This is a genomic window from Aeromonas sp. FDAARGOS 1402, assembly GCF_019046925.1.
Classification (GTDB): Bacteria; Pseudomonadota; Gammaproteobacteria; order Enterobacterales; family Aeromonadaceae; genus Aeromonas; species Aeromonas caviae.
On the sequence record NZ_CP077201.1, the window covers coordinates 1880001 to 1903130 of the forward strand.

The 23130-nt window shown below is 60.7% G+C and carries 19 protein-coding genes, 2 rRNA genes and 1 pseudogene (1 of these 22 cut by a window edge); 13 read left to right on the top strand and 9 right to left on the bottom strand.

Annotated features, from left to right (window positions below; all coding sequences use genetic code 11):
* The 4 genes from I6L32_RS08990 to I6L32_RS09005 form a co-directional block, all read left to right on the top strand.
* A 23S ribosomal RNA gene (locus I6L32_RS08990) occupies positions 1–2816 on the top strand; it begins 73 nt to the left of the window's first position.
* Positions 2817–2938: 122 nt separating this feature from the next.
* Positions 2939–3053, top strand: a 5S ribosomal RNA gene (gene rrf, locus I6L32_RS08995).
* 373 nt (positions 3054–3426) lie between these two features.
* A complete protein-coding gene (tmaR, locus tag I6L32_RS09000) occupies positions 3427–3744 on the top strand; it encodes a PTS system regulator TmaR (RefSeq protein WP_010672687.1) in 318 nt (105 codons plus the stop codon).
* A gap of 213 nt (positions 3745–3957) precedes the next feature.
* Positions 3958–7041 carry a transglycosylase domain-containing protein gene (locus tag I6L32_RS09005; protein WP_048208608.1) on the top strand — a complete coding sequence of 1028 codons (3084 nt, stop codon included), beginning with the start codon at positions 3958–3960 and terminating at the stop codon, positions 7039–7041.
* A gap of 86 nt (positions 7042–7127) precedes the next feature.
* On the opposite strand, the gene yjgA is transcribed toward I6L32_RS09005, so the two are convergent.
* The gene (yjgA, locus tag I6L32_RS09010; protein WP_010672689.1) at positions 7128–7652 is read right to left on the bottom strand and encodes a ribosome biogenesis factor YjgA; all 525 of its coding nucleotides are present in this window, start codon (positions 7650–7652) and stop codon (positions 7128–7130) included.
* 114 nt (positions 7653–7766) lie between these two features.
* On the opposite strand from yjgA, the gene pmbA reads away from it, so the two are divergent.
* Positions 7767–9110 (top strand): metalloprotease PmbA, encoded by a 1344-nt coding sequence (gene pmbA / locus I6L32_RS09015; protein ID WP_216944971.1) that lies wholly within the window; start codon positions 7767–7769, stop codon positions 9108–9110.
* A 74-nt stretch (positions 9111–9184) separates the two neighbouring features.
* Here the strand turns inward: pmbA and I6L32_RS23090 are convergent.
* From I6L32_RS23090 to hemC, 6 genes and pseudogenes are all read right to left on the bottom strand, one after another.
* A pseudogene (locus I6L32_RS23090) lies at positions 9185–9579 on the bottom strand (DDE-type integrase/transposase/recombinase); the annotation flags it as partial.
* Positions 9561–9695 (bottom strand): hypothetical protein, encoded by a 135-nt coding sequence (locus I6L32_RS23520; protein WP_010672691.1) that lies wholly within the window; start codon positions 9693–9695, stop codon positions 9561–9563. The gene I6L32_RS23520 and the pseudogene I6L32_RS23090, both read right to left, overlap by 19 nt.
* Before the next feature lie 58 nt (positions 9696–9753).
* Positions 9754–10917: a heme biosynthesis HemY N-terminal domain-containing protein gene (locus I6L32_RS09020; RefSeq protein ID WP_010672692.1), complete on the bottom strand. Its 1164-nt coding sequence runs from the start codon at positions 10915–10917 to the stop codon at positions 9754–9756.
* Between the two features lie 10 nt (positions 10918–10927).
* Positions 10928–12004, bottom strand: a complete 1077-nt coding sequence (locus tag I6L32_RS09025) for a uroporphyrinogen-III C-methyltransferase (protein WP_039039811.1) — start codon at positions 12002–12004, stop codon at positions 10928–10930.
* Positions 12001–12735: a uroporphyrinogen-III synthase gene (locus tag I6L32_RS09030; RefSeq protein WP_041214343.1), complete on the bottom strand. Its 735-nt coding sequence runs from the start codon at positions 12733–12735 to the stop codon at positions 12001–12003. The genes I6L32_RS09025 and I6L32_RS09030 overlap by 4 nt, the downstream gene beginning before the upstream one ends.
* 46 nt (positions 12736–12781) lie before the next feature.
* On the bottom strand, positions 12782–13711 hold the full coding sequence (hemC, locus tag I6L32_RS09035; RefSeq protein ID WP_041215809.1) for a hydroxymethylbilane synthase: 930 nt from the start codon (positions 13709–13711) through the stop codon (positions 12782–12784).
* A gap of 322 nt (positions 13712–14033) precedes the next feature.
* On the opposite strand from hemC, the gene I6L32_RS09040 reads away from it, so the two are divergent.
* A complete protein-coding gene (locus I6L32_RS09040; RefSeq protein WP_216944972.1) occupies positions 14034–16568 on the top strand; it encodes a class I adenylate cyclase in 2535 nt (844 codons plus the stop codon).
* Positions 16569–16691: 123 nt separating this feature from the next.
* On the opposite strand, the gene I6L32_RS09045 is transcribed toward I6L32_RS09040, so the two are convergent.
* Both I6L32_RS09045 and cyaY read right to left on the bottom strand, forming a co-directional pair.
* A complete protein-coding gene (locus I6L32_RS09045; protein WP_216944973.1) occupies positions 16692–17345 on the bottom strand; it encodes an alpha/beta hydrolase in 654 nt (217 codons plus the stop codon).
* Entirely contained in the window at positions 17342–17656 is a 315-nt protein-coding gene (gene cyaY, locus I6L32_RS09050; RefSeq protein ID WP_010672698.1) for an iron donor protein CyaY, read from the bottom strand. Before cyaY ends, I6L32_RS09045 begins: the two co-directional genes overlap by 4 nt.
* A 73-nt stretch (positions 17657–17729) precedes the next feature.
* Here cyaY and I6L32_RS09055 point away from each other — a divergent pair, with 73 nt between their 5' ends.
* The 7 genes from I6L32_RS09055 (at position 17730) to I6L32_RS09085 (ending at position 23106) form a co-directional block, all read left to right on the top strand.
* Positions 17730–17930 carry a lipoprotein gene (locus tag I6L32_RS09055; protein WP_010672699.1) on the top strand — a complete coding sequence of 67 codons (201 nt, stop codon included), beginning with the start codon at positions 17730–17732 and terminating at the stop codon, positions 17928–17930.
* 20 nt (positions 17931–17950) lie between these two features.
* Entirely contained in the window at positions 17951–19201 is a 1251-nt protein-coding gene (gene lysA, locus I6L32_RS09060) for a diaminopimelate decarboxylase (RefSeq protein ID WP_039039806.1), read from the top strand.
* Positions 19202–19263: 62 nt separating this feature from the next.
* Positions 19264–20094: a diaminopimelate epimerase gene (gene dapF, locus I6L32_RS09065; protein ID WP_029313578.1), complete on the top strand. Its 831-nt coding sequence runs from the start codon at positions 19264–19266 to the stop codon at positions 20092–20094.
* A 79-nt stretch (positions 20095–20173) separates the two neighbouring features.
* Positions 20174–20854, top strand: coding sequence for a DUF484 family protein (locus I6L32_RS09070; protein ID WP_010672702.1), 681 nt, complete (start codon positions 20174–20176; stop codon positions 20852–20854).
* Positions 20847–21824 (top strand): tyrosine recombinase XerC, encoded by a 978-nt coding sequence (xerC, locus tag I6L32_RS09075; protein WP_216944974.1) that lies wholly within the window; start codon positions 20847–20849, stop codon positions 21822–21824. The genes I6L32_RS09070 and xerC overlap by 8 nt, the downstream gene beginning before the upstream one ends.
* Before the next feature lie 95 nt (positions 21825–21919).
* Positions 21920–22630 (top strand): HAD-IA family hydrolase, encoded by a 711-nt coding sequence (locus I6L32_RS09080; RefSeq protein WP_043154052.1) that lies wholly within the window; start codon positions 21920–21922, stop codon positions 22628–22630.
* 71 nt (positions 22631–22701) lie between these two features.
* Positions 22702–23106, top strand: a complete 405-nt coding sequence (locus tag I6L32_RS09085) for a hypothetical protein (protein ID WP_010672705.1) — start codon at positions 22702–22704, stop codon at positions 23104–23106.
* Positions 23107–23130 lie beyond the last annotated feature (24 nt).

Below are 23130 nucleotides of genomic sequence, written 5' to 3' on the forward strand. Positions count from 1 at the left end.
AGCCGTGAGCAGTCGGTAAGAGACATTACGACTCACGGATTTCCGAATGGGGAAACCCACTCAGCATAAGCTGGGTATCGCTGCGTGAATACATAGCGTAGCGAGGCGAACCGGGAGAACTGAAACATCTAAGTACCCCGAGGAAAAGAAATCAACCGAGATTCCCTCAGTAGCGGCGAGCGAACGGGGATTAGCCCTTAAGCATCTTGGAAGTTAGTGGAACGGTCCTGGAAAGGCCGGCGATACAGGGTGATAGCCCCGTACACGAAAACGACCTTGATGTGAAATCGAGTAGGGCGGGACACGTGACATCCTGTCTGAATATGGGGGGACCATCCTCCAAGGCTAAATACTCCTGACTGACCGATAGTGAACCAGTACCGTGAGGGAAAGGCGAAAAGAACCCCTGTGAGGGGAGTGAAATAGAACCTGAAACCGTGTACGTACAAGCAGTGGGAGCCCTTCGGGGTGACTGCGTACCTTTTGTATAATGGGTCAGCGACTTACATTTTGTAGCGAGGTTAACCGTATAGGGGAGCCGTAGGGAAACCGAGTCTTAACTGGGCGTCTAGTTGCAAGGTGTAGACCCGAAACCGGGTGATCTAGCCATGGGCAGGTTGAAGGTTGAGTAACATCAACTGGAGGACCGAACCCACTAACGTTGCAAAGTTAGGGGATGACCTGTGGCTGGGGGTGAAAGGCCAATCAAACTCGGAGATAGCTGGTTCTCCCCGAAAGCTATTTAGGTAGCGCCTCGGACGAATACTACTGGGGGTAGAGCACTGTTTGGGCTAGGGGGTCATCCCGACTTACCAACCCCATGCAAACTCCGAATACCAGTAAGTACTATCCGGGAGACACACGGCGGGTGCTAACGTCCGTCGTGAAGAGGGAAACAACCCAGACCGCCGGCTAAGGTCCCAAAGTTCTGGTTAAGTGGGAAACGATGTGGGAAGGCTCAGACAGCTAGGATGTTGGCTTAGAAGCAGCCATCATTTAAAGAAAGCGTAATAGCTCACTAGTCGAGTCGGCCTGCGCGGAAGATGTAACGGGGCTCAAACCAGGCACCGAAGCCGCGGATTCACGCTAAGCGTGAGTGGTAGGGGAGCGTTCTGTAAGTCTGCGAAGGTGTATCGAGAGGTATGCTGGAGATATCAGAAGTGCGAATGCTGACGTAAGTAACGATAAAGGGGGTGAAAAGCCTCCTCGCCGGAAGACCAAGGGTTCCTGTCCAACGTTAATCGGGGCAGGGTGAGTCGACCCCTAAGGTGAGGCCGAAAGGCGTAATCGATGGGAAGCAGGTTAATATTCCTGCACGACTTGTAATTGCGATGGGGGGACGGAGAAGGCTAGGTGGGCCAGGCGACGGTTGTCCTGGTGAAAGTGCGTAGGTGGTGTTTTTAGGCAAATCCGGAGACACAACACTGAGACACGAGACGAACGCACCACGGTGCGGAAGCCATTGATGCCCTGCTTCCAGGAAAAGCCTCTAAGCTTCAGATTACAAGTCATCGTACCCCAAACCGACACAGGTGGTCGGGTAGAGAATACCAAGGCGCTTGAGAGAACTCGGGTGAAGGAACTAGGCAAAATAGAACCGTAACTTCGGGAGAAGGTTCGCTCTTGATGGTGAAGTCCCTTGCGGATGGAGCTGTCGGGAGTCGCAGTGACCAGATGGCTGGGACTGTTTATCAAAAACACAGCACTCTGCAAACACGAAAGTGGACGTATAGGGTGTGACACCTGCCCGGTGCCGGAAGGTTAATTGATGGGGTTAGCGCAAGCGAAGCTCTTGATCGAAGCCCCGGTAAACGGCGGCCGTAACTATAACGGTCCTAAGGTAGCGAAATTCCTTGTCGGGTAAGTTCCGACCTGCACGAATGGTGTAACCATGGCCATGCTGTCTCCACCCGAGACTCAGTGAAATCGAATTCGCCGTGAAGATGCGGTGTACCCGCGGCTAGACGGAAAGACCCCGTGAACCTTTACTACAGCTTGGCACTGAACATTGAACCTACATGTGTAGGATAGGTGGGAGGCTTTGAAGGCGTGACGCCAGTTGCGCTGGAGCCGTCCTTGAAATACCACCCTTGTATGTTTGATGTTCTAACGCAGGGCCCTGAATCGGGCTCGCGGACAGTGCCTGGTGGGTAGTTTGACTGGGGCGGTCTCCTCCCAAAGAGTAACGGAGGAGCACGAAGGTTGGCTAATCCTGGTCGGACATCAGGAGGTTAGTGCAATGGCATAAGCCAGCTTAACTGCGAGACGGACAGGTCGAGCAGGTACGAAAGTAGGTCATAGTGATCCGGTGGTTCTGAATGGAAGGGCCATCGCTCAACGGATAAAAGGTACTCCGGGGATAACAGGCTGATACCGCCCAAGAGTTCATATCGACGGCGGTGTTTGGCACCTCGATGTCGGCTCATCACATCCTGGGGCTGAAGTCGGTCCCAAGGGTATGGCTGTTCGCCATTTAAAGTGGTACGCGAGCTGGGTTCAGAACGTCGTGAGACAGTTCGGTCCCTATCTGCCGTGGGCGTTGGATGATTGAAGGGAGTTGCTCCTAGTACGAGAGGACCGGAGTGAACGAACCTCTGGTGTTCGGGTTGTCACGCCAGTGGCACTGCCCGGTAGCTAAGTTCGGAATCGATAACCGCTGAAAGCATCTAAGCGGGAAGCGAGCCCTGAGATGAGTCATCCCTGACCCCTTGAGGGTCCTAAAGGGCCGTTGGAGACCACAACGTTGATAGGTGGGGTGTGTAAGCGTAGCGATACGTTGAGCTAACCCATACTAATTACCCGTGAGGCTTAACCATACAACACCCAAGAAGTGTTCTAAGGCTTGTAGCAAATAGAACGAACTACTCAAATTCAGTGATAATGACAAGCAGCTAGCAAAGTCGTTATTCACGTCAGCTTTCCGAGATTGAAGAATTTGCCTGGCGGCAATAGCGCAGTGGAACCACCTGACCCCATGCCGAACTCAGAAGTGAAACGCTGTAGCGCCGATGGTAGTGTGGCATTCGCCATGCGAGAGTAGGACACTGCCAGGCACCCAATACAAGAAACCCCGCTCACTCGAGCGGGGTTTTTTATTGCCTGAAATTCAGCACTCACTGGAGGGCAAACGGGCACTATGGTGCTGTTCGTCGTTCACTTGTTGCCTGTACCGGAAAAAGTTGCGGCTGCTCTGTCCGCATTGAACCCACATGTTGGCTCTCTCCGTTTTCATCATTTTTCGCGTAATAACCCAGTCGGATCCGTTCTGTCTAAACCCGCCGCCCGCGCTGCGATTGGGGTTGTATCTGAATCATAACTCGGTAGAGTAAGGGGCATTCCGGGTTTGCCCGTGCCATGGTTTCGGTTTCTTTTTCTGGTATGGGACTCTCCGCCTGTTTTTATTCACCTTCACTCAGTGGTACCTATATGGAACAAGTAAACAAGTCAACCTTCAACGATGTGCTGGAATATGTGCGTATGTCCCGTCGTCAGAACAAGCTCAAGCGTGAAATCGCGGACAACGAGAAAAAGATCCGTGACAACCAGAAGCGGGTACTGTTGCTCGACAACCTGAGTGACTATATCAAGCCCGGTATGAGCATTGACGAGGTTCAGGCCATCATCGCCAACATGCGTACCGATTATGAAGAGCGCGTAGATGACCATATCATTAAAAATGCCGAGCTTTCCAAGGAGCGCAAGGAGCTGAGTACCAAGCTGAAGAGTATGAGCACCAGCAAATAATACCGCCCCGTTCTCGTCAACACCGGCCTCTGGCCGGTGTTTCATTTTCATGCCGCAGCTCGGATCTCTTGCCGCATTGCAACAATCGGCTCCCATTTTCACAATCGCCCTGTTAACATCGCTGCAAAGCGGTCAATAGATTTCAAGCCCTTGACTTGAAACGACTAAGCTTGATTGAAAGACAATAAATTGCGCAACCATGGTGGGGCTGATATGGGCGCATCAAAACAGACGGATTCAAATAAAGTGGCATCTCAGGATTCATCCGTACCTAATACGGACGGGCAACAACAGCGTAAACGCCGACCCTGGTGGCGCTGGTTGTTCTGTTTTATCTTTTTGCTTTGCCTGGCTGCCGCGATCGCCCTGGTGGGTTATGAAATGAAGACCTCCCGACTGCAGTCACAGGAGATCTCCCGCTATGCGGCCACCCTGACCTATCAGATCGAGCCCGGCCCCAGCAAGCAAATTGCCTTCCCCGACGACGGCCCGTTCGACAAGCGACTCGGTTATGTGCTGATGCCCATGATCCAGGAACGTCTCGTTCAGCGTGGCTACCAGGTGAGCGAACAGGTCCGTTTTTCCGATGCGCTCTACAACTACGCCAGCCACGGTTTCTTCGTGCCTTATACCGAGAAGGTCCAGGCAGGATTGACACTCTATGACTGCCGTGCCGAGCCTTTCTACCAGTACAAGTATCCGACTCATTACTATCCGGATTTCAATGCCATACCGCCCCTGGTCATCCAGTCTCTGCTGTTTATCGAGAACCGTGAACTCCTGAGCAACAAGGAACCGCTGGCCAACCCGGCCGTAGACTGGCCGCGCTTTGCCAAGGCGGCGCTGTCTCAGGTGGGCAAGGCGCTGGATATGCAGGATCAATCTGCTGGCGGCAGTACCCTGGCGACCCAGGTGGAGAAGTATCGTCATTCTCCCGATGGACTGACCGTTTCGCCGACCGAGAAGATCCGCCAGATGGTCTCGGCCAGCGTTCGTGCCTATCGGCTGGGGCCCGAGACCCTGGAGGCCCGCAAGCTGGTTGCCTGGGCCTACCTCAACTCGGTCCCGCTCTCTGCGGCACCTGGTTATGGCGAGGTGCACGGTCTCGGTGATGGCCTCTGGGTCTGGTTTGGCGCCAATGTCGATGAGGTGAATCGACTGCTGGATCCCGCTCGCAACCAGGATTCTACCCTGGCCGAGCAGGGCCTTGCCTTGCGCCAGGTTGTCTCCCTGATGATCGCCCACCGCCGTCCTTCCTATTACCTGGCGCAGGGTAGAGAAGCACTGTCTACCCTGACAGACAGCTATCTGCGACTCTTCGTGCAGGAGGGAATGATCACGCCCCCCCTGATGGAGTCGGCTCTCAAGGCCAAGCTGGTCTTCCGCGATTTCCTGCAGGCACCTGCCATCACTCGAGTCAACAACAACAAGGGGCTGCAGGTGGCTCGCACTCGTCTCAGTCGTCAGCTCGGGGTGCAGCTTTATGATCTGGACCGCATGGATCTGACGGCCAACACCACCCTCAATATGCCGCTGCAGAACGAGGTGTCACGGTATCTGCAGCAACTGGCAGACCCTGCATTCGCAGCCCAGGTGGGCCTGTTTGGTGAGCGCCTGCTCTCGCCGGAGAAGACGGGTGATGTGAAGTACAGCTTTACCCTGTTCGAGAAGACGCCGGAAGGGGTCAAGGTGAGGGTGCAGACCGACAACACGGACCAGCCGTTCGACATCAATGAGGGCAGCAAGCTTGAACTGGGATCCACCGCCAAGTTGCGGGTACTGACGACCTATCTCGAGATTGTCACCGAGTTGCATGACAGCTACGGCAATATGCCGATGGAGAGCCTGCGAAAGATCGAAGTGTCCGATCAGGACAACATCAGCCGCTGGGCCATCGCCTATCTGATGAGTGCCAAGGACAGAAGCCTGCCGGTGATGCTGGAGGCCGCACTGGACCGCAAGTATTCCGCGAGTCCCTATGAAGGCTTCTTTACCGGCGGTGGCATGCACACCTTCAACAACTTCCGCAAGGAAGACAACGGTCGCATCCCGCCCATTCGCGATGCGCTGCGGGAATCCATCAACCTGCCCTTCGTGCGCTTGATGCGGGACATCGTCCGCTACAGCCTCTACAAGGAGGGAAATCGTGCCCAGTTGTTGAAAGATGACAGGGATCCTCGCCGTACCGAGTACCTGGCCAAGTTTGCTGACAAAGAGGGCCAGACCTATCTGCTGAGGTTCTGGCGCAAATATCGTGGCAAGAGTGCAGAAGAGCAGCTCGATACCTTCCTCGATGGTCTCAAACCCAGCGCGGTGCGTCTCGCCGCCGTGCATCGCTATCTGATGCCGGAAGCCTCCCAGGCCGACTTTGCCGCTTTCCTGGCCAAGCGCCTGCCGCGGGAGAAATTGACCGAGAAGCGCATAGAGCAGCTCTATACCAATTACGGCCCTGGCAAATATTCTCTGCCGGACCAAGGTTATATCGCACGGGTGCATCCACTCGAGCTGTGGTTGCTTGCCTATCTCAAGGAGTTTGACAAGGCCACCTTTACCGATGCGGTAACCGCCAGCCGTGACGAGCGTCAGGAGGTCTACAGCTGGCTGTTCAAGACCCGTCATCGCAGTGCCCGGGATAGCCGGATCCGCACCATGCTGGAGGTTGAGGCCTTCCTCGACATCCATCAGCGCTGGGCTCGCCTGGGCTACCCGTTCGATCACCTGGTTCCGTCCCTGGCGACCGCACTGGGCAGCTCGGGCGATCGTCCTGCTGCGTTGGCCGAGCTGATGGGGATCATCCAGAACGGCGGCATTCGTGCACCGACCCTGCGCATCGAGCACCTCTCCTTTGCCAAGGGGACCCCCTTCGCCACCGTCTTTGAGCCGGCGAACACCCAGGGGGAACGGGTGATGCCTGCCGAGGTGGCCAACGCCTTGCGCAATGCACTCTCCAAGGTGGTGGAAGGGGGGACGGCGCGGCGCATCGCCGGGGCCTTCGCCTTGCAGGATGGTACTGTCCTGGCCCTGGGGGGCAAGACGGGGACCGGGGACAACCGGATCGAGACGGTCGGTCGCTACGGCAATGTGACCAGTTCACTGGCTCGCAACCGGACTGCGACTTTCGTCTTCTACATCGGGGATGATCACTTCGGCACGCTGACGGCCTATGTACCCGGCAGCCAGTCCGACAAGTTCCGCTTCACGTCGGCGCTGCCTGTACAGGTGCTCAAGGGGATGGCCCCCCTGTTGGTCCCCTATCTGCAACCCGCTACTCACACCCAGTGCATGGCGGGCAGCTGAGCGGACATCGCATGAAAAAACGGGGCCATTTAGGCCCCGTTTGATTGTGTACTGCACGCCGCCATGAGGTGGACGTGAGTCATCACTTACAACAGATCTTCAATTTCACCGCGCAGGTACTGGTACATCTCGCGATAGGCTACCGGCGGCTTGTTCAGCTCCCGCTCCTTGTTGGCGGTGCGGATCAGCTGACGCAGCTTCTGGCGATCCAGCTCGTGGAACTGGGACATCAGCTCGTTGAGGGCGCTGTCGCCTTCGGTGATCAGCCGCTCGCGCCACTGTTCGAGGCGATGCAGGCGGGCGTTCACGGTGGAGTGACGCATCTTGATGATGGAGAGGGCCTCTTCGATGGGGGCGACATCGCGGCTACGCATCAGACGGCCGATGAACTGGAGATGGCGACGGAAGGACTCATCCTTCTTCGGCTTGAGCTTGCGACCCAGCTCGACCGCTTCGGCGAGCTCTTCATCCAGGGGGATCTTCTCCAGCTCGCTGTGACTCAGGGAGACGATCTCTTCCCCCATCTTCTGCAAGGCTTCGGCATCACGCTTGAGCTGGCTCTTGCTGGGGCCCCAGTCTTCCCACTCGTTGTCGTCTTGATATTGACTCATCGGTCTCTGTATTCCTGTCATTCACGTTTGGCGGATATGTTACCAGCTTCTCCCGCTGGGCGCAGGGGTCTGATATGCTTAGCCCCTTTCCTTCCCTTCATACAGATGTGAGTTATGGACCAGCAAGATCAAATCCGCCAGGATCAATCCCATCTCGAGGCCGTGGTCGCCGAGGCCCTTGAGATAGCGAAAGGGCTGGGCGCCGGGCTTGCCGAAGTCTCCATCAGCAAACAGACCGGCCTCTCGGTGAACACCCGGGGCTGCGAGCTGGAAAGCATCGAATTCAACAAGGATGGCGCACTCGGCATCGCCGTCTATCGCGACGGATGCAAGGGGTCCTCCTCCACCACGGATCTGACCAAGCCGGCCATTCGCGCCGCCGTGGAAGCGGCCATGGAGATCGCCCGCCACACCTCTCCCGATGACTGCGCCGGTCTTGCGGATGCGGATCTGCTGGCCTGGGATGCCCCGGACCTGCAACTGTGCCACCAAATCGAGCTGGATCCCCAGCGTGGCATCGCGCTGGCCATCGAGTGCGAGCGGCTGGCCCTGGGACGGGATGCCCGCATCAAGCACTCTGACGGAGCCAGTTTCTCCAGCCACCTGGGCGTCAAGGTTTATGGCAACAGCCACGGCTTCGTCAAAGGCTATGCTGCATCGCGCAACTCCCTGAGCTGCGTACTGATCGGCGAGCAGGATGGCGACATGCAGCGCGACTACGGCTACTCCTCCAGCCGCTCCCTGGACGGGCTGTGGAGCCCCCAGCGCATCGCTGACGAGGCGGTGGAGCGCACTGTTTCCCGCCTGGGGGCTCGCAAGATCAGCACCCGCCATGCCCCTGTGCTGTTCCACCCCGATACCGCTGCCGGTCTGTGGGGCCATCTGGTGATGGCCATCAGCGGGGGCAACCTCTATCGCAAGTCGAGCTTCCTGCTGGACAAACTGGGCAAGCAGATCCTGCCCGAGTGGCTCACCATCCAGGAGTTCCCCCACTTGCCGGGAGGACTTGCCAGCACCCCGTTCGACGGGGAAGGGGTTCGCACCCGCGACATGGACATCATCCGCAACGGCGAGCTGATGAGCTGGCTGCTCACCTCCTACTCCGCCCGCAAACTGGGCCTGACCACCACGGGCCATGCCGGGGGTATCCATAACTGGCAGGTTTCCAATACCGGCCAGGACTTCCAGGGCATGCTCAAGGAGATGGGTACCGGCCTGCTGGTGACCGAGCTGATGGGGCAGGGGGTCAACATCGTCAATGGTGATTACTCCCGCGGCGCAGCCGGTTTCTGGGTTGAAAATGGCGAGATCCTCTATCCTGTGGAGGAGATCACCATTGCAGGCAATCTAGCCGACATGTTCAGCCAAATCGTGGCGGTGGGCAGTGATGAGGATGAGCGTTCCAGCCTCAAGACCGGCTCCGTACTGGTCGAGCAGATGAAACTGGCGGGGCACTGATCCCCTCCGTCCGATCTGGAATATGGTGTCTAGTCCTGAGATAGGTCTACACATTTTCAGCTAGCTTTTAGCACTCAGAACCCCCGATGCGTCACATCAGGGGTTCTGTATTTCAATGCCTGATGCGGTTGCTCCAGGTTATAAGTATCCACTGCCTTTCGCACTTTTCCCCGCCTGCGCCAGCCTATGCAGGCTTTGCAGCAGTGACTCTCTTTTCAAGATCTCAGTGCATTTTGGTGACAGTTATGAGTATCTGTCATCAAGCATTTGACCCCGTGTTGTTCATGCAATGACTGATACAACCCCGAACAATACTGCACCTGGTGGTCCGAATGATGAATAAGCTTTCCGTGGTCACGTTGTTGCTTCAGTGTTTTCTCGATCACCATCGACTCGGCATTCATCTCTTAGTTGCCACTATTTTGCGTGAGCAGGTGTCCGTCACCTAGCTCAGGTAGAGCGGCCCTGAGTGTCATAACGCGTCTGCGTCTGTTTATAGGTGAGCTTGCCTTCTTCAATCTGCTCGACCAGGGCCAGTTTAAAAATCAGAGTAATTGTGTTGTGTTCGTTTACGCCCTGTCCCATCGAGATCTCCATCTATTCGGAGGAGAAGATGCAAACCATATTCAGGCAGATGCGCCGATCAGACGTCGGCCAGCTGCAATGCCTGGCGGTAATACTCGTTGGCCTTGTTGGTCAGCCGGCGCTTGTCCATCACCTGGCCGAGGGCGTGGTAGAGGGCGGCATCCGGCGCTTTCGCCACTTCCTGCTCCAGCAGCCGCTGGGCTTCGTCCAGCTGACCGGCCAGCAGGCAGACCCGGGCCAGCGCGGCTTCGGCGCCCGGCTGATCCTGGATCTTTCTGAGCAGGGTCAGCATGGGCTGGTAGTCGTCCAGTTTGAGCTTGGGCAGGCGGGCGAACAGCTCGGGGGAGGGATCCTTGCGCAGGGCCTCCAGCCAGAGATCAGCGGCTTCGGCATCGGCCCCCAATCGGCGCAGGCGATCCCCGTAACTGGCCAGCAGCACGGGATCCTGGCGCTGTTTGCGGGGCAGACCCTGCCAGACCGTGCGCAGGGTGTCGAGGGAGCCGCTGGCGGCCTCCAGACGACCGCACCACGCCTGGTGCAGCAGGGTCTCTTCCTGCTGGGCGGTCAGCTTGCCCACCTTGCGCAGGGCAGGGGCGAGATCGATGAGGGCCGCCCAGTCTTCACGGGCCAGATACACCTGACGCAGCTGATCCAGCACCATGGGGTGGCGCGGGTTGAGGGCATAGATGGACTCGAGGCGACCGAGGGCGCTGTCGTACTGGCCCTGCTCAATCTGCAACTGGGTCTGGATCAGGGTCAGTGCCAGCTCTGCCTTGGGGTTCTCTTCCTGGGCTTTCTGCAGGTAGTGGTCCCGGCGCACGTCGTCACCCCGGGCCTGGGCCACCCGGGCGGCGCTCAGGTAGTTGAGCAGCGGGGTGTCGCTGTTGTCGGCGCCCTTGATGAGGAGCTTCTCGGCCTGGTTGTAGTGCCCCTCTGCCATGGCCAGGGTGGCATTGACGGTTTGCAGGTTGGCCTTGCGGCGGCGGCGCGAGCCGAACCAGCCCTGGGTCTTGCGGCGCAGGCCGAACAGGCGGGCCAGCACCCATTCCACGATGAGCAGGGCACCGTAGAACAGCACCGCCAGGATCACCGCGCTGGTGACCGAGGATTCCACCGTGTAGTTGCCCAGCGAGATGAGCACATAGCCCTTGTTGCCGGAGGCTTCGGGACCGAAGATGAGGCCCGCCACCATCACGGCGACTATGACGATCAGACGAATCATGGTCTCCTCCTCAGTTGCCGGCCAGGATGCGTTGCAGGCGTTCGGTCAGCACCTGTTCCAGCATGGTCTGGGTCTTGAACTGATCCGGGTAGTCAAACTGGATCTGCTCGCCTTTGAGCTTGTCGAGCTCGGACTGCATGTACTGGGTGGCGCTGTTGTCGGCATCGAAATACTGGGTCAGCCAGCGCTGGGCCTTCTCCAGGCTGTCGACATAGAGGGACTGCTGTTCACGATAGACGGCGAGCTGGGCCTGCAGCAGCTTGGTCTTGAGATTCTCCCGCAGGAAGATCTCCTGCTGCGGGGAGAGCAGGGCTTCCACGGCGCCATCGCGGCGACGGATGGTGATGAAGTTTTCGGTGAACTTGACCCAGTTCTTCTTCAGGTTGCTCTGCCACTCGTCCGGGTTGGTGCTGACGGTCTGGTCGGGCTCGCTCTTGGCTTCCGGCATGCTGACGGTGGAGAGGGGCAGCAGCTCGATCTGGTCCGAGAGGGCGGCCAGCTTCAGGGTCAACCCCTCGCGATCGACTCGCGGCATCCCCTTGAGCTTGGCGATGTCTTCCGCCAGCGCCTTGCGGATGGGCATCAGGCTGGGGTCGTTGAGCGCCTTGATGCGCTCGTCGGCGTTGCCGAGCAATGTGATGGCGGAGACGATGTCGTGTTCGAGCCACAGCTTGCGGCCCGCCATGCGCACCAGGTATTCGGATTCGGCCAACATCCAGTCATTGGGGCGCTTGTCGTCCAGATCCAGAACTTTGGTCTGCAAGGCGTCCAGCGCCTCCTGCAACTGCTGCTGGCTCTTGCCGAGGGCACCGATCTGTTCGGCATCCTTGCTGCTGCCCTGATCAATTCTGGTCATGGCGTCGGCCAGTTGCTGCTTGAGGGCTACCAGTTCGGCCTGCTGGGCAACGGCGTTCTGGTGTCCGTGCACATAGAGACCACCGGCCAGCCCCAGGGCCAGCAGGATGGCGATGCCGCCAAGCACGGTGCCAGAGCTGCCCTTCTTGCTCCCTGTCGTTCCGGGAGCGGGCTTGTTGTTGTCGGCCACGGTGGCCGCGGCACTCGGCTGGACTTCTTGCTGTTCAGTCATTCCATCTTCCTCAGTTCCAGGGCGGCCACCAGAGCCTGGTTGGATGCACCTTGGGCAATCACGATACGGGTAAAACCAGCCCCTTCTGCCATCTCGGCCACCCGGGGACTGGGCACCACCAGCAGGCGGTCATAAAGCCAGGGGTGCTGCGGGCCGGGCACCAGGGCCAGCAACCGCTGCAACAATTCGCCACTGGTGATGAGCAGGCTGTCGAGCCCGGCTGCCTGCCAGTGGCGGGTCAATGCGTCCCCGTCAAGATCGGGGTAGTGGCGCTCGTAGGTGGCACAATAGTGCACCAGTGCGCCCCGTGAGGCCAGCGTCCGGGCGATGAGATCCCGCCCGTCGTTGCCGCGCAGGATCAGCACCCGGCGGCCACTCACCCCTTGCAGCGCCGGCAGGGCCAGCAGCCCTTCACTGCGGGGATCGGCCGGGCACAGGGCCTGGATGCCCGCCTCGGCGAAGGCATCCGCACTCGCCTGACCGACTGCAAAGTAATCAATATGTGGCCAGGTCTGACCAGTTTGCAACAGAAAATGATGTGCAAAATGAACGGCATGCATGCTGACGGCGATAACGAGGTCCGCCTCTCGCAGCATGTCACCCAGGTGAGGGAGGTCGCATCCCGGCCGGGTTTCCAGCAACGGACAGCAGAGCGGTGCATGACCCAGCTGGCGCAGCATCTGCACCAGCTGGTTGGCCTGGGCGGCCGGGCGCACCACCAGGGGGACCATCAGGGGGCGCTCCGGGCAGATGACCGCGAACCGGCCCGTGCTGCACTCATGCCCGGTAGACCTCGGCCAGGATAACGTCGGCGCCAGCGGCCAGCAGGCGCTGGGCCAGGGTGTGGCCCAGTGCCTCGCCCTCTGCCAGGGGGCCGCGGATCTCGTCGCGAATGACGCGGGCACCGTCCGGGCTGCCCACCAGGCCGCGCAGCCATACCTCTTCTCCCTCTACCAGGGCGTAGGCCCCGATAGGCACCTGGCAGCCCCCTTGCAGGGCGCGGTTCATGGCGCGCTCGGTCAGCACCCGGATGCGGGTCTCGGGGTGTTCGAGCGGCGCCAGCAGGGCGTGCAGCTCGTGATCGTCGAGGCGGCATTCGATGCCGACCGCCCCCTGGCCGTTGGCGGGCAGGCTCTGCTCGGGCTCGATGAAGGCGGCGATGCGATGGGCCATCTCCAGTCGTTTCAGGCCGGCGGCGGCCAGGATGATGGCGTCATATTCACCGGCATCCAGCTTGGCGAGGCGGGTGTTGACGTTGCCCCGCAGGTCGCGGATCACGAGATCAGGGCGGGCAGCGCGCAGCTGGCACTGACGGCGCAGGCTGGAGGTGCCGACCACGGCCCCTTGAGGCAGCTCGCCTATCTGGTTGAAATGATTGGAAACAAAGGCATCACGCGGGTCTTCGCGTTCACAGATGGTGTGCAGGCCGAGTCCGTCGGGGAACTCCACAGGTACGTCTTTCATGGAGTGGACAGCGATGTCGGCACGTCCCTCCAGCATGGCAGTCTCCAGCTCCTTGACGAACAACCCCTTGCCGCCGACCTTGGCGAGAGGGGTGTCGAGGATCTTGTCGCCCTGGGTGCTCATGGGCACCAGTTCGACCTGCAGATCCGGATGGAGTGCCTCCAGCCGATCTTTCACAAAATTGGCCTGCCACAGGGCCAGTGGGCTCTTTCGAGTGGCAATTCTCAGGGTTCGGGCTGCCATATCAATCAGTTGTTTCATCTTTTGAGAGGAAAACGATCTTACCACCCTTTGCAGGGGCTTTCATGGCGCAGCCCGCAAAAGCGGGGCCAAGCTCAAAAACGGGGGCTGAAAATTATTTTCATTCAGCCAATAATTGATTTTAAGTCATTGAAAATAAGCAATTTTATTGCTTTCTGCTGATACCGTTACGAACGGGGTCAGAAATAATCCGGTGATTGTGTGCGGGCTTGTTTACCACTGCTGTTTGCATTGTTAACATGATCACACTTTTTTGACGTCTCCCCGTTTTGGTGCGTCATTTCTCTTCCCCATAGGTAGGGCATTGCTGGTTAAACTCGACACGCTGGTGGCGCGCTACGACGAACTCAATCGTCTCAAGACGCAACGAGCGCTGGATCTCATGAGTCGCTACGGGCAGCAGGTTTTCCACTTGCTGCCTGTCATGCTGCACTTCAATCACCCCCTGTTGCCCGGTTATGTGGCAGGGGATGTGCCTCATGGTATCTGGAGTTTTATCGCCAACGAGGCCCAGCAGGCCTTCATCCAGGATCTCTGCCAGAACGCCAACTGCCAGGGCGGTCTCAGTACCCACGACAAGTCCATCCAGGGCCTCTACTCCATGGGGAGCACCTCCTCCATCGGTCAGTGCTGCCACTCGGATCTCGACATCTGGGTCTGCCACGTGGCCGGTCTGTCGAGCGAGCGCCTCGCCCTGCTGGAACAGAAGTGCCAGCACCTCTCCATGTGGGCCGAGCAGCGGGGGGTCGATCTCAACTTCTTCCTGATCCCCGAAGACAAGTTCCGTCAGCGCAACGATGCCCAGATGCAGGGGGAGAGCTGCGGCAGCGCCCAGCACCTGCTGCTGCTCGACGAGTTCTACCGCAGCGCCATGCACATCGCCGGCAAGCGGCTGCTCTGGTATCTGGTGCCGGCCGAATATGACGATCACTACGACGACTACGTCAACGGCCTGTTTGCCCACGGCAAGTTGAGCCAGGATGACTGGCTCGATCTGGGGGGCTTTGATCGCATTCCTGCCGAGGAGTATTTCGGCTCCGCCCTGTGGCAGCTCTACAAGGGGATCGACTCCCCCTACAAGGCGGTACTCAAGTCGGTGCTGATGGAGGCCTACTCCCACGAATATCCCAACACCCGGCTGCTGTCGGTGACCAGTCGCGACTGGTTCCAGCACAACGAGGGGATGCACTACCGTCTCGACAACTACTGCCTGATGCTGGACAAGGTGACCAACTACCTCAAGTCCATCGGCGACATGCAGCGCCTCGATCTGGTGCGTCGCTGCTTCTATCTGAAGGTGTGCGACGGGCTGAGCCATCCCAAGGAAGATCACTCCCCGGACTGGCGCCGGGAGCAGATGGCCCAGCTGGTAGCCTACTGGGGCTGGAGTCCGGAGCGCCTTTACCACCTTGATCACCGCCAGGAGTGGAAGGTCGAGGACGTCAAGGTGGCCTACGCCGAGTTGCTGGAGGCCCTGATGCAGAGCTACCGCAATCTCATCCAGTTCGCCCGGCGCAACAACATCAGCGAGTCCATCAATCCGGAAGACATCGGCATCCTGTCGCGCAAGCTCTATGCCGCATTCGAGAGCCTGCCGGGCAAGGTGCAGCGCATCAACCTCAAGATTGCACCGGATCTCGGCGAGCCGGATCTCAGCCTGGTACAGGTGCCCCACGGCCGCCTGAATCGCGCCGGCTGGTATCTCTACAAGCATTCCCTCGAACCCGCCGACATCATCGGCCGGGCGCCGCTCGAATATAACGGCTACATCAGCAAGCTGGTGGCCTGGGCCTATTTCAACGGCCTGCTGACGCCCCAGTCCCGGGTGCACCTGTTCAACCAGGGCTCGGATCTGCACATCGACAACCTGCATCAGTTCTGTCGCGATCTCTCCGGGACCTTCCCGGTCAAGTATCCCCGCGCGACCAACTTGGCCCTGAGCCGGCCGTGCGAGATCCGCCAGCTCTCCATCTTCCTGAACCTGGAGACGGACCCGTCCAGCCACTGGGTGGGGCAGGTGATCGAATTCGATGCCAACGCCGCCGATGTCTTCTCGTTCGGTCGCAACCAGGAGTGTCTGGTGGGATCCGTGGATCTCGTCTATCGCAACTCCTGGAGCGAGATCCGCACCCTGCACTTCGAGGGAGAGGAAGCCGTGGTGGACGCCCTCACCACCATCCTCGGCAAGATGCACCAGGATGCCGCGGCCCCCGAGATGATCGAGGTGTTCTGCTACAGCCAGCACTTCCGCTCCCTGGTGCGCACCCGCTTCCAGCAGCTTGTGGCTGAATGCATCGAGCTGCGTCTGGCCCGGGACAAGCAGCAGCTGGTCAAGACGCTGGCGCTCGGCAAGGAGAAGTACGGCATCTTCTTCGAGCGGCGCGGGGTGTCGGTCAAGAAGCTGGAAAACGCCATCGACTTCTACCGCCACATCTCCCACAACAAGCTGGATCACCTGCCGCTGCGCCTCGACAAGACTCACAGCCAGCACCTGCCCGGCATTGTCGACGCCTACGCCAGCGAAGGGCTGGTGCAGTTCTTCTTCGATACCCGGGATGCAGGCACCAACATCTATATCCTGGACGAGGCGAACCGGGTGGAGATCTACCAGCACTTCGCCGGCAACAAGGACGAACTGGTACAGGGGGTGAACCGGTTTTACACCTCGGGTCACGAGCGATTCAGCAATGCGGGTCAGTTCAGCAACTTCAACCTGCCCCAGTACTACGAGATAGTGCAGATCAATGGCGAGCTGGAAGTGATCCCCTACCGCAGCCAGGGTCAGCTGCGCGACGGTGGCCAGGGGCGCGAGCTCGGCTCCGCCGCAGGCGCGGGGTAGTGCAGGGGCCGATCCGGCGTGCGCGCAAGCGCCCTGGTCTGGGCCCCCTGCTGCACAGGATCATCGCTCATATCCAATGAAAACGGCCTGCATCTGCAGGCCGTTTGGCTATCCGCGGTCGGCTCAGCCCGCGAGGCGGGCCAGCAACCAGCTGCGAATGTCGCCCAGCTGGGGGCGGCAGATCTCGTGGCGCATGGGGTATTCGTGCCACTCGGGGCAGAGTCCCACCGCTTCCAGCCGGTTCTTGGCGTCCCAGCCCATGGAGAGGTTCACCACGTCGTCATAGATGCCGTGCATGTAGCAGATGGGCAGGGCGCGGGCCGCCTCGCTCATCTCGCCGGGCAGGGCATCGGGTACCGCCAGGTAGGTGGACATGCAGAGCAGGCCTGCCAGTGGCATCGGATGGCGCAGGGCGGTGAAGGAGGCGATAACGCCCCCCTGGGAGAAGCCGGCCAGCACGATACGCTCGGGGGCGAAACCCTCGGCCACCAACTGTTCGATCAGCGAGGCGATACGGGCCGCTGACTCCCTGACATGGGACTCCACGGCGCGATCAGCCGGATCCTCGAAGCTCTTGATGTCGTACCAGCCGCGCATCCGGTAGCCCATGTTGATGGTGATGGGGCGCTCGGGCGCATCGGGCAGCAGATGGCGGACGGGCAGGTCGGCGGGCAGGGCCAGCGCCTCCACCAGGGGGGCGAGGCCTGCGCCGGAGTCCCCCAGCCCGTGCAGCCAGATCACCGCATGGCGGGCACCTTCGGGATGCAGATCCGTCATGAGAAGACCACGGGCTCGCCGGCCTGGGTGGTGCAGGCCCGGGTCAGCAGGGCCTTGAGCTCGTCGCCGAAGCGGTTGTCGATCCAGCTGTCACCGCGCAGCTCGAAGTGGAAGCCGTTCTCCCGGGTAGCGACCCAGATCTGGTGCAGGGGCTCCTGCTTGTTGATGATGACCTTGGTCTTGTTCTCGAAGCTCAAGGTCAGCACCCCGCCTGCGCGTTCGCAGTCGATATCCGGATACCCCTCGTCGATGGTGTCTTCCACATACTGGAAAAAGGCGTCGGTCAGGGCGTGATACTCGTGATCCTTCATCGGTTTATCCTGTTGCTTTTAACAATGTGAGTGCGATTATAGAGGGCCAAAAATTTTTTCGCAGCGAACCATTATGATTACCCAGTTCACCAAGTGCCTGTTTGCCGCGTCGCTGTCGCTCGGGTTGGCCGCCTGTGGCCTGACGGGGCCGCTCTACATGCCGCCGGCCGAACAGCCCGCACCTGCAGAGCAGACACAGCCCAAGACAGAGAGTACACCGCAAGCCGCCTCGCCTGCGACCGCTACACCGGCCTCAGAGGCCGCGCCGCAATAATCTAGGAAGGAACCGCCCCCTTGGATCACTTTAACTACGACGCAGACGGTCAGCTTCAGGCCGAACAGCTTCCCCTGCAACAGCTTGCCGACCAGTACGGCACTCCGCTCTATGTCTACTCCCGCGCCACCCTGGAACGCCACTGGCATGCCTTCGACCAGGCGGCTGGCGACATTCCCCACCTGATCTGCTATGCGGTCAAGGCCAACTCCAACCTGGCCCTGCTCAATCTGCTGGCACGCCTCGGTTCGGGCTTTGACATCGTCTCCGGCGGCGAGCTGTCCCGGGTGCTGGCGGCGGGCGGTGATCCGGCCAAGGTGGTCTTCTCCGGCGTCGCCAAGAGCGAAGCCGAGATGCGCCTTGCGCTGGAAAAAGAGATCCTCTGCTTCAACCTGGAGTCCGAAGCCGAGCTGGAGCGCCTGAACCGGGTCGCAGGCAGCATGGGCAAGAAGGCGCGGGTCTCGGTGCGGGTCAACCCGGACATCGACGCAGGCACGCACCCCTATATCTCCACCGGCCTCAAGCAGAACAAGTTCGGCATCCCCATCGAACAGGCGCCCGCCATCTACCGCAAGGCAGCGGCCATGGCCCACATCGAGATCAAGGGGGTGGATTGCCACATCGGCTCGCAACTCACTGAATTGAATCCCTTTATGGAGGCGGCGGACAAGCTGCTCAAGCTCATCGACGAGCTGGCGGCGGAAGGCATCCACATCCATCACCTGGATGTGGGCGGCGGTCTGGGGGTCAACTACGGCGCCGAGCAGCCGCCGCACCCCACCGAGTATGCCGAGGCGCTCAAGCAGAAGCTGGCGGGACGGGATCTGACCCTCTTGTTCGAACCGGGCCGCGCCATCGTCGCCAACGCCGGTGTGCTGCTGACCCGGGTCGAGTTCCTCAAACCCGGCGAGACCCGCAACTTCGCCCTGATCGACGCCGGCATGAACGATCTGCTGCGCCCCTCCCTCTACGGCGCCTGGATGAACATCATCGAGGTGGACAGCCGGGCGACCCACGAGAAGGCACTCTATGACGTGGTGGGCCCGGTGTGCGAGACCGGCGACTTCCTCGGCAAGGAGCGTACCCTGGCGATTGCCGAGGGCTCCCTGCTGGCGGTGCGTTCCGCTGGCGCCTACGGCTTTACCATGTCCTCCAACTACAACACCCGACCCCGTGCGGCCGAGGTGCTGGTGGACGGTGACCAGGCGCACCTCATCCGTGAGCGGGAGCAGTTGGCGGATCTCTGGCGTGGCGAGCACCTGCTGCCGTGATGGATGGATTTTCAGCGTTCCTCCATGTGAGAGCGTGATTAACGGTGAGACAGGAACGCGCGATGTTGATTGAGTTTTCCAAAATGCACGGCCTCGGTAACGACTTCATGGTGGTGGATGGCGTCACCCAGAAGGTGTTCTTCAGCAACGACATCATCAAGAAGCTGGCGGATCGTCACTTCGGTATCGGCTTCGACCAGCTGTTGCTGGTGGAGCCGCCCTATGACCCCGAGCTCGACTTCCACTACCGCATCTTCAATGCCGACGGCAGCGAGGTGGAACAGTGCGGCAACGGGGCCCGTTGCTTCGCCCGTTTCGTGCGTCTCAAGGGGTTGGTCAACCGGGATCGCATCGCGGTCAGTACCGCCCGGGGCCGCATCACTCTGCAGCTGGAAGGGGAGAACCAGGTCACGGTCAACATGGGGGTGCCCCAGTTCGAGCCGGGCAAGATCCCGTTCCGTGCCCAGAAGGCGGAGAAGACGTATCTGCTGCGGGCCCAGGATCACACCGTGATGTGCGGTGCCGTCTCCATGGGCAACCCTCACTGCGTCATCGAGGTGCCCTCGGTGGCCGATGCGCCGGTGGAGACCCTGGGACCCATCATGGAGCGCCACGAGCGCTTCCCCGAGCGGGTCAACGTCGGCTTCATGGAGATGGTCAACGCCAGCGAGATCAAGCTGCGAGTCTTCGAGCGCGGGGTGGGGGAGACCCTGGCCTGTGGGACCGGGGCCTGTGCGGCCGTGGTGATAGGCATCAGCCAGGGCAAGCTCAAGGAGCGGGTCACCGTCACCCTGCCGGGTGGCAAGCTGACCATCGCCTGGAAGGGACCGGGTCAGCCCGTCTACATGACGGGGCCGGCCGAGCACGTCTTTGACGGCCAGATAGAGTTGTAGACAAGGAGCGGGTGATCCCGCTCCATCAACGGATCATATCGGGGCCCTTGGCCCCTTTTTCGGATGGATCAACCAAGTTATGAGCGAACTCAAACGGCAGGAATCACTGGTGGATGAAGCCACAGTGCTGGAGTACCTGGCCCGTTATCCCGAGTTTTTCCTGCGTCACGGGGCCATGCTGGACAAGATCCGCATTCCCCATGCGCAAAAGGGCACCATCTCCCTGGTGGAGCGCCAGCTGGACAGACAGCGGGAGCGCATCGAGCAGCTGGAGCAGGAGATCACCGAACTGATGGGGGTCGCCAGCGAGAACGAGCGGATCTTCCGGGTCTATGCGGATCTCTACGGGGAGATCTACGGCTGCCAGACCCTGTTCGAGCTGAGCGCCGTGATGGGCAAGGCCTTCGTCCAGCGGCTGCGACTCACCGGCCTGCGGCTCTGGCTCAATCCCAGGCATTTCCAGCTGAGCGGCCCCGAGCAGCGTTTCCTGGCGCAGGGCAAACAGCTCGAACAACTGCTGGGGCAGCGCCTGCCCGGCACGGACTACTATTTCGGCCGCCTCAACCAGAGCGAGAAGCAGGCGCTGTTTGGCAATGATGTGCTGGTCAACTCGGTGGCCCTGATGCGGCTCGGGGAGCTCGGCGTGCTGGCCTTCGCGAGCTCGGATCCCAGCCACTTCACCCCCCACAACGACACCCTGCTGCTGGGTCAGCTAGGGCGTCTGCTGCAGCTGCGTCTGCCCGAGCTGGCCCGTGGCTAAGGCAACGACCCGATCCCCTGCCAAGGTGCTCCCTGCCGCCGACCCTCTGCCGGTCGCACTGGTGGGGGAGCTGGACGCCTTTATCGAATACCTGAGGGTCGAGCGCCAGCTCAGCCCCCACACCCGCAGCAACTATCAGGCCCATCTGGAAGCCATGACCGCCGAGCTGGTGAAGCTCGGGCTCGACGACTGGGCCCGGCTCGAGGCGAGCCAGGTGCGCAGTCTGGTGACCCGGATGCACAAGGGGGGGCTGGCGCCCCGTTCCCTTGCCACCAAGGTGTCGGCCCTGCGCAGCTTCTGCGACTGGCAGGTGCGCCAGGGGCTGCTCACCGCCAACCCGGCGCGGGGCATCGTCACCCCCAAGCAGGGGCGGCCCCTGCCCAAGAACCTGGACGTGGACGAGATGTACCAGCTGCTCAACATCACCGACGAGCAGGATCCGCTGGCGGTGCGGGATCGCGCCATCATGGAGTTGATGTACTCCTCCGGCCTGCGCCTTGCCGAGCTGGTGGGGCTCAACCTCGCGGACGTGAAGCTCGAGGAGCGCCAGCTCAGGGTGATCGGCAAGGGCTCGCGGGAGCGGGTGCTGCCCATCGGGCGGATGGCGGTGGAGTGGTTGCACAAGTGGCTCAAGGTACGCCCCCTGCTGGCCGGTGACGAGGGGGAGGCATTGTTCGTCTCCAAGCGCAGGCAGCGGCTCTCGGCCCGCTCGGTACAGGAGCGGCTCGACGGCTGGGGCAACAAGCAGGCTCTCAATGCCCACGTGCACCCCCACAAGCTGCGCCACAGCTTCGCCACCCACATGCTGGAATCCTCCGGCGATCTGCGGGCGGTGCAGGAGCTGCTGGGGCATGCGGATCTCTCCACCACCCAGATCTATACCCACCTCGACTTCCAGCATCTGGCCAAGGTATATGACAGTGCCCACCCGCGGGCGAAGCGGGATCCGGAAACGCCGGAGGATGAGTGATGTGGTGTGCGATCTGCGGGGATGACAATCTCCACGTCGCCCCGGTCAGGCGGGAGCTCGCAACGCCAGAGGATGAGGAGTAAAGAGGAACAGCCATGCAGTTTTACCGTCGCTGGCAGCCGGTGGCCGCCATCTCGTTCGATCTGGACGACACCCTCTATGACAACGGCCCCGCCATCGCGCGGGCGGAACAGTGGATGCTGGACCACCTGCGCAGCGAATACCTGGCTACCGCCATGCTGGACAAGCCGCGCTGGCTCGCGCTCAAGCGCCAGTTGCTGCTGGACCACCCGGCGCTTAGCCACGACGTCAGCCTGGCGCGCCAGCGTGGCATTCGCGAGGCCCTGGTGCAGGGGGGCATGGAGCCCGGGCTGGCGGAGCAGCAGGCCCGGGCGGTGTTCACCGGCTTCATGGCCGAGCGCTCGAAGATAGAGGTGAGCGAGGCGACTCACGCCCTGCTGGCTCGTCTGGCGGCGCGCTACCCGCTGGCGGTGATCACCAATGGCAACCTGGATCTGGAGCAGGCAGGTCTGGCTGGCTACTTCACCCTGGTCTGCAAGGCGGGAGCGGGAGCCAGAATGAAACCGGCGCCCGACATGTTCGTGCAGGTGCAAGAGGCCCTGGGGCTGGCCCCCGGCCGCATCCTCCATGTGGGGGATCACCCGGTGACCGACGTGCTGGGTGCCAGGCTGCACGGCTTTCGGGCCGCCTGGCTCAACGAGAGCGGTCAGTCCTGGCAGTCGCTGTCGCTGCTGCCGGATGTGGAGCTGGGGCAGTTGCAGGATCTGGCCACCCTGCTGCTCTGAGCTGGGGATGAGGGACAGATTCCGTGATGTATATCTGGCAATAACAACAAGGGAGCAAGGGCGTGAAGGGAATGAAGGGTGTCATCTGGCTGGCGATCCCCGTGATGCTGGCGGGATGCGATCTGGTGCAAGACCGTTACCGGATGGAGTTCAGGGACGGATCCTGGCGGGAGATCGCCATCTCCCCGTTTTCCGACGAGGCGCGCTGGCGCGAGGGGTGTGCCACCGGCGAGATCCAGGTGGACATGACCCTGCCACTGAAACGGGGCAAGGTGGTGAATGGCCGGGAGCAACTGCTCATCGGCGGCGAGCTGTTCGAGCTGGAGGATGCCCGTCTCTATCGCGGCAACGGCATGGTGCTCGGGCAGGCCCCGGACCATATCCAGCGGGGCCTCAAGGGGCTGGATGTCTGCCGAACCCTGCGTCCTGATCGCGGGGCTCTGCCCAAGCTCAAGGGCAAGGGATTTGGCGACTAGCCCGTCTGCTGCCTGAGCGGGCAG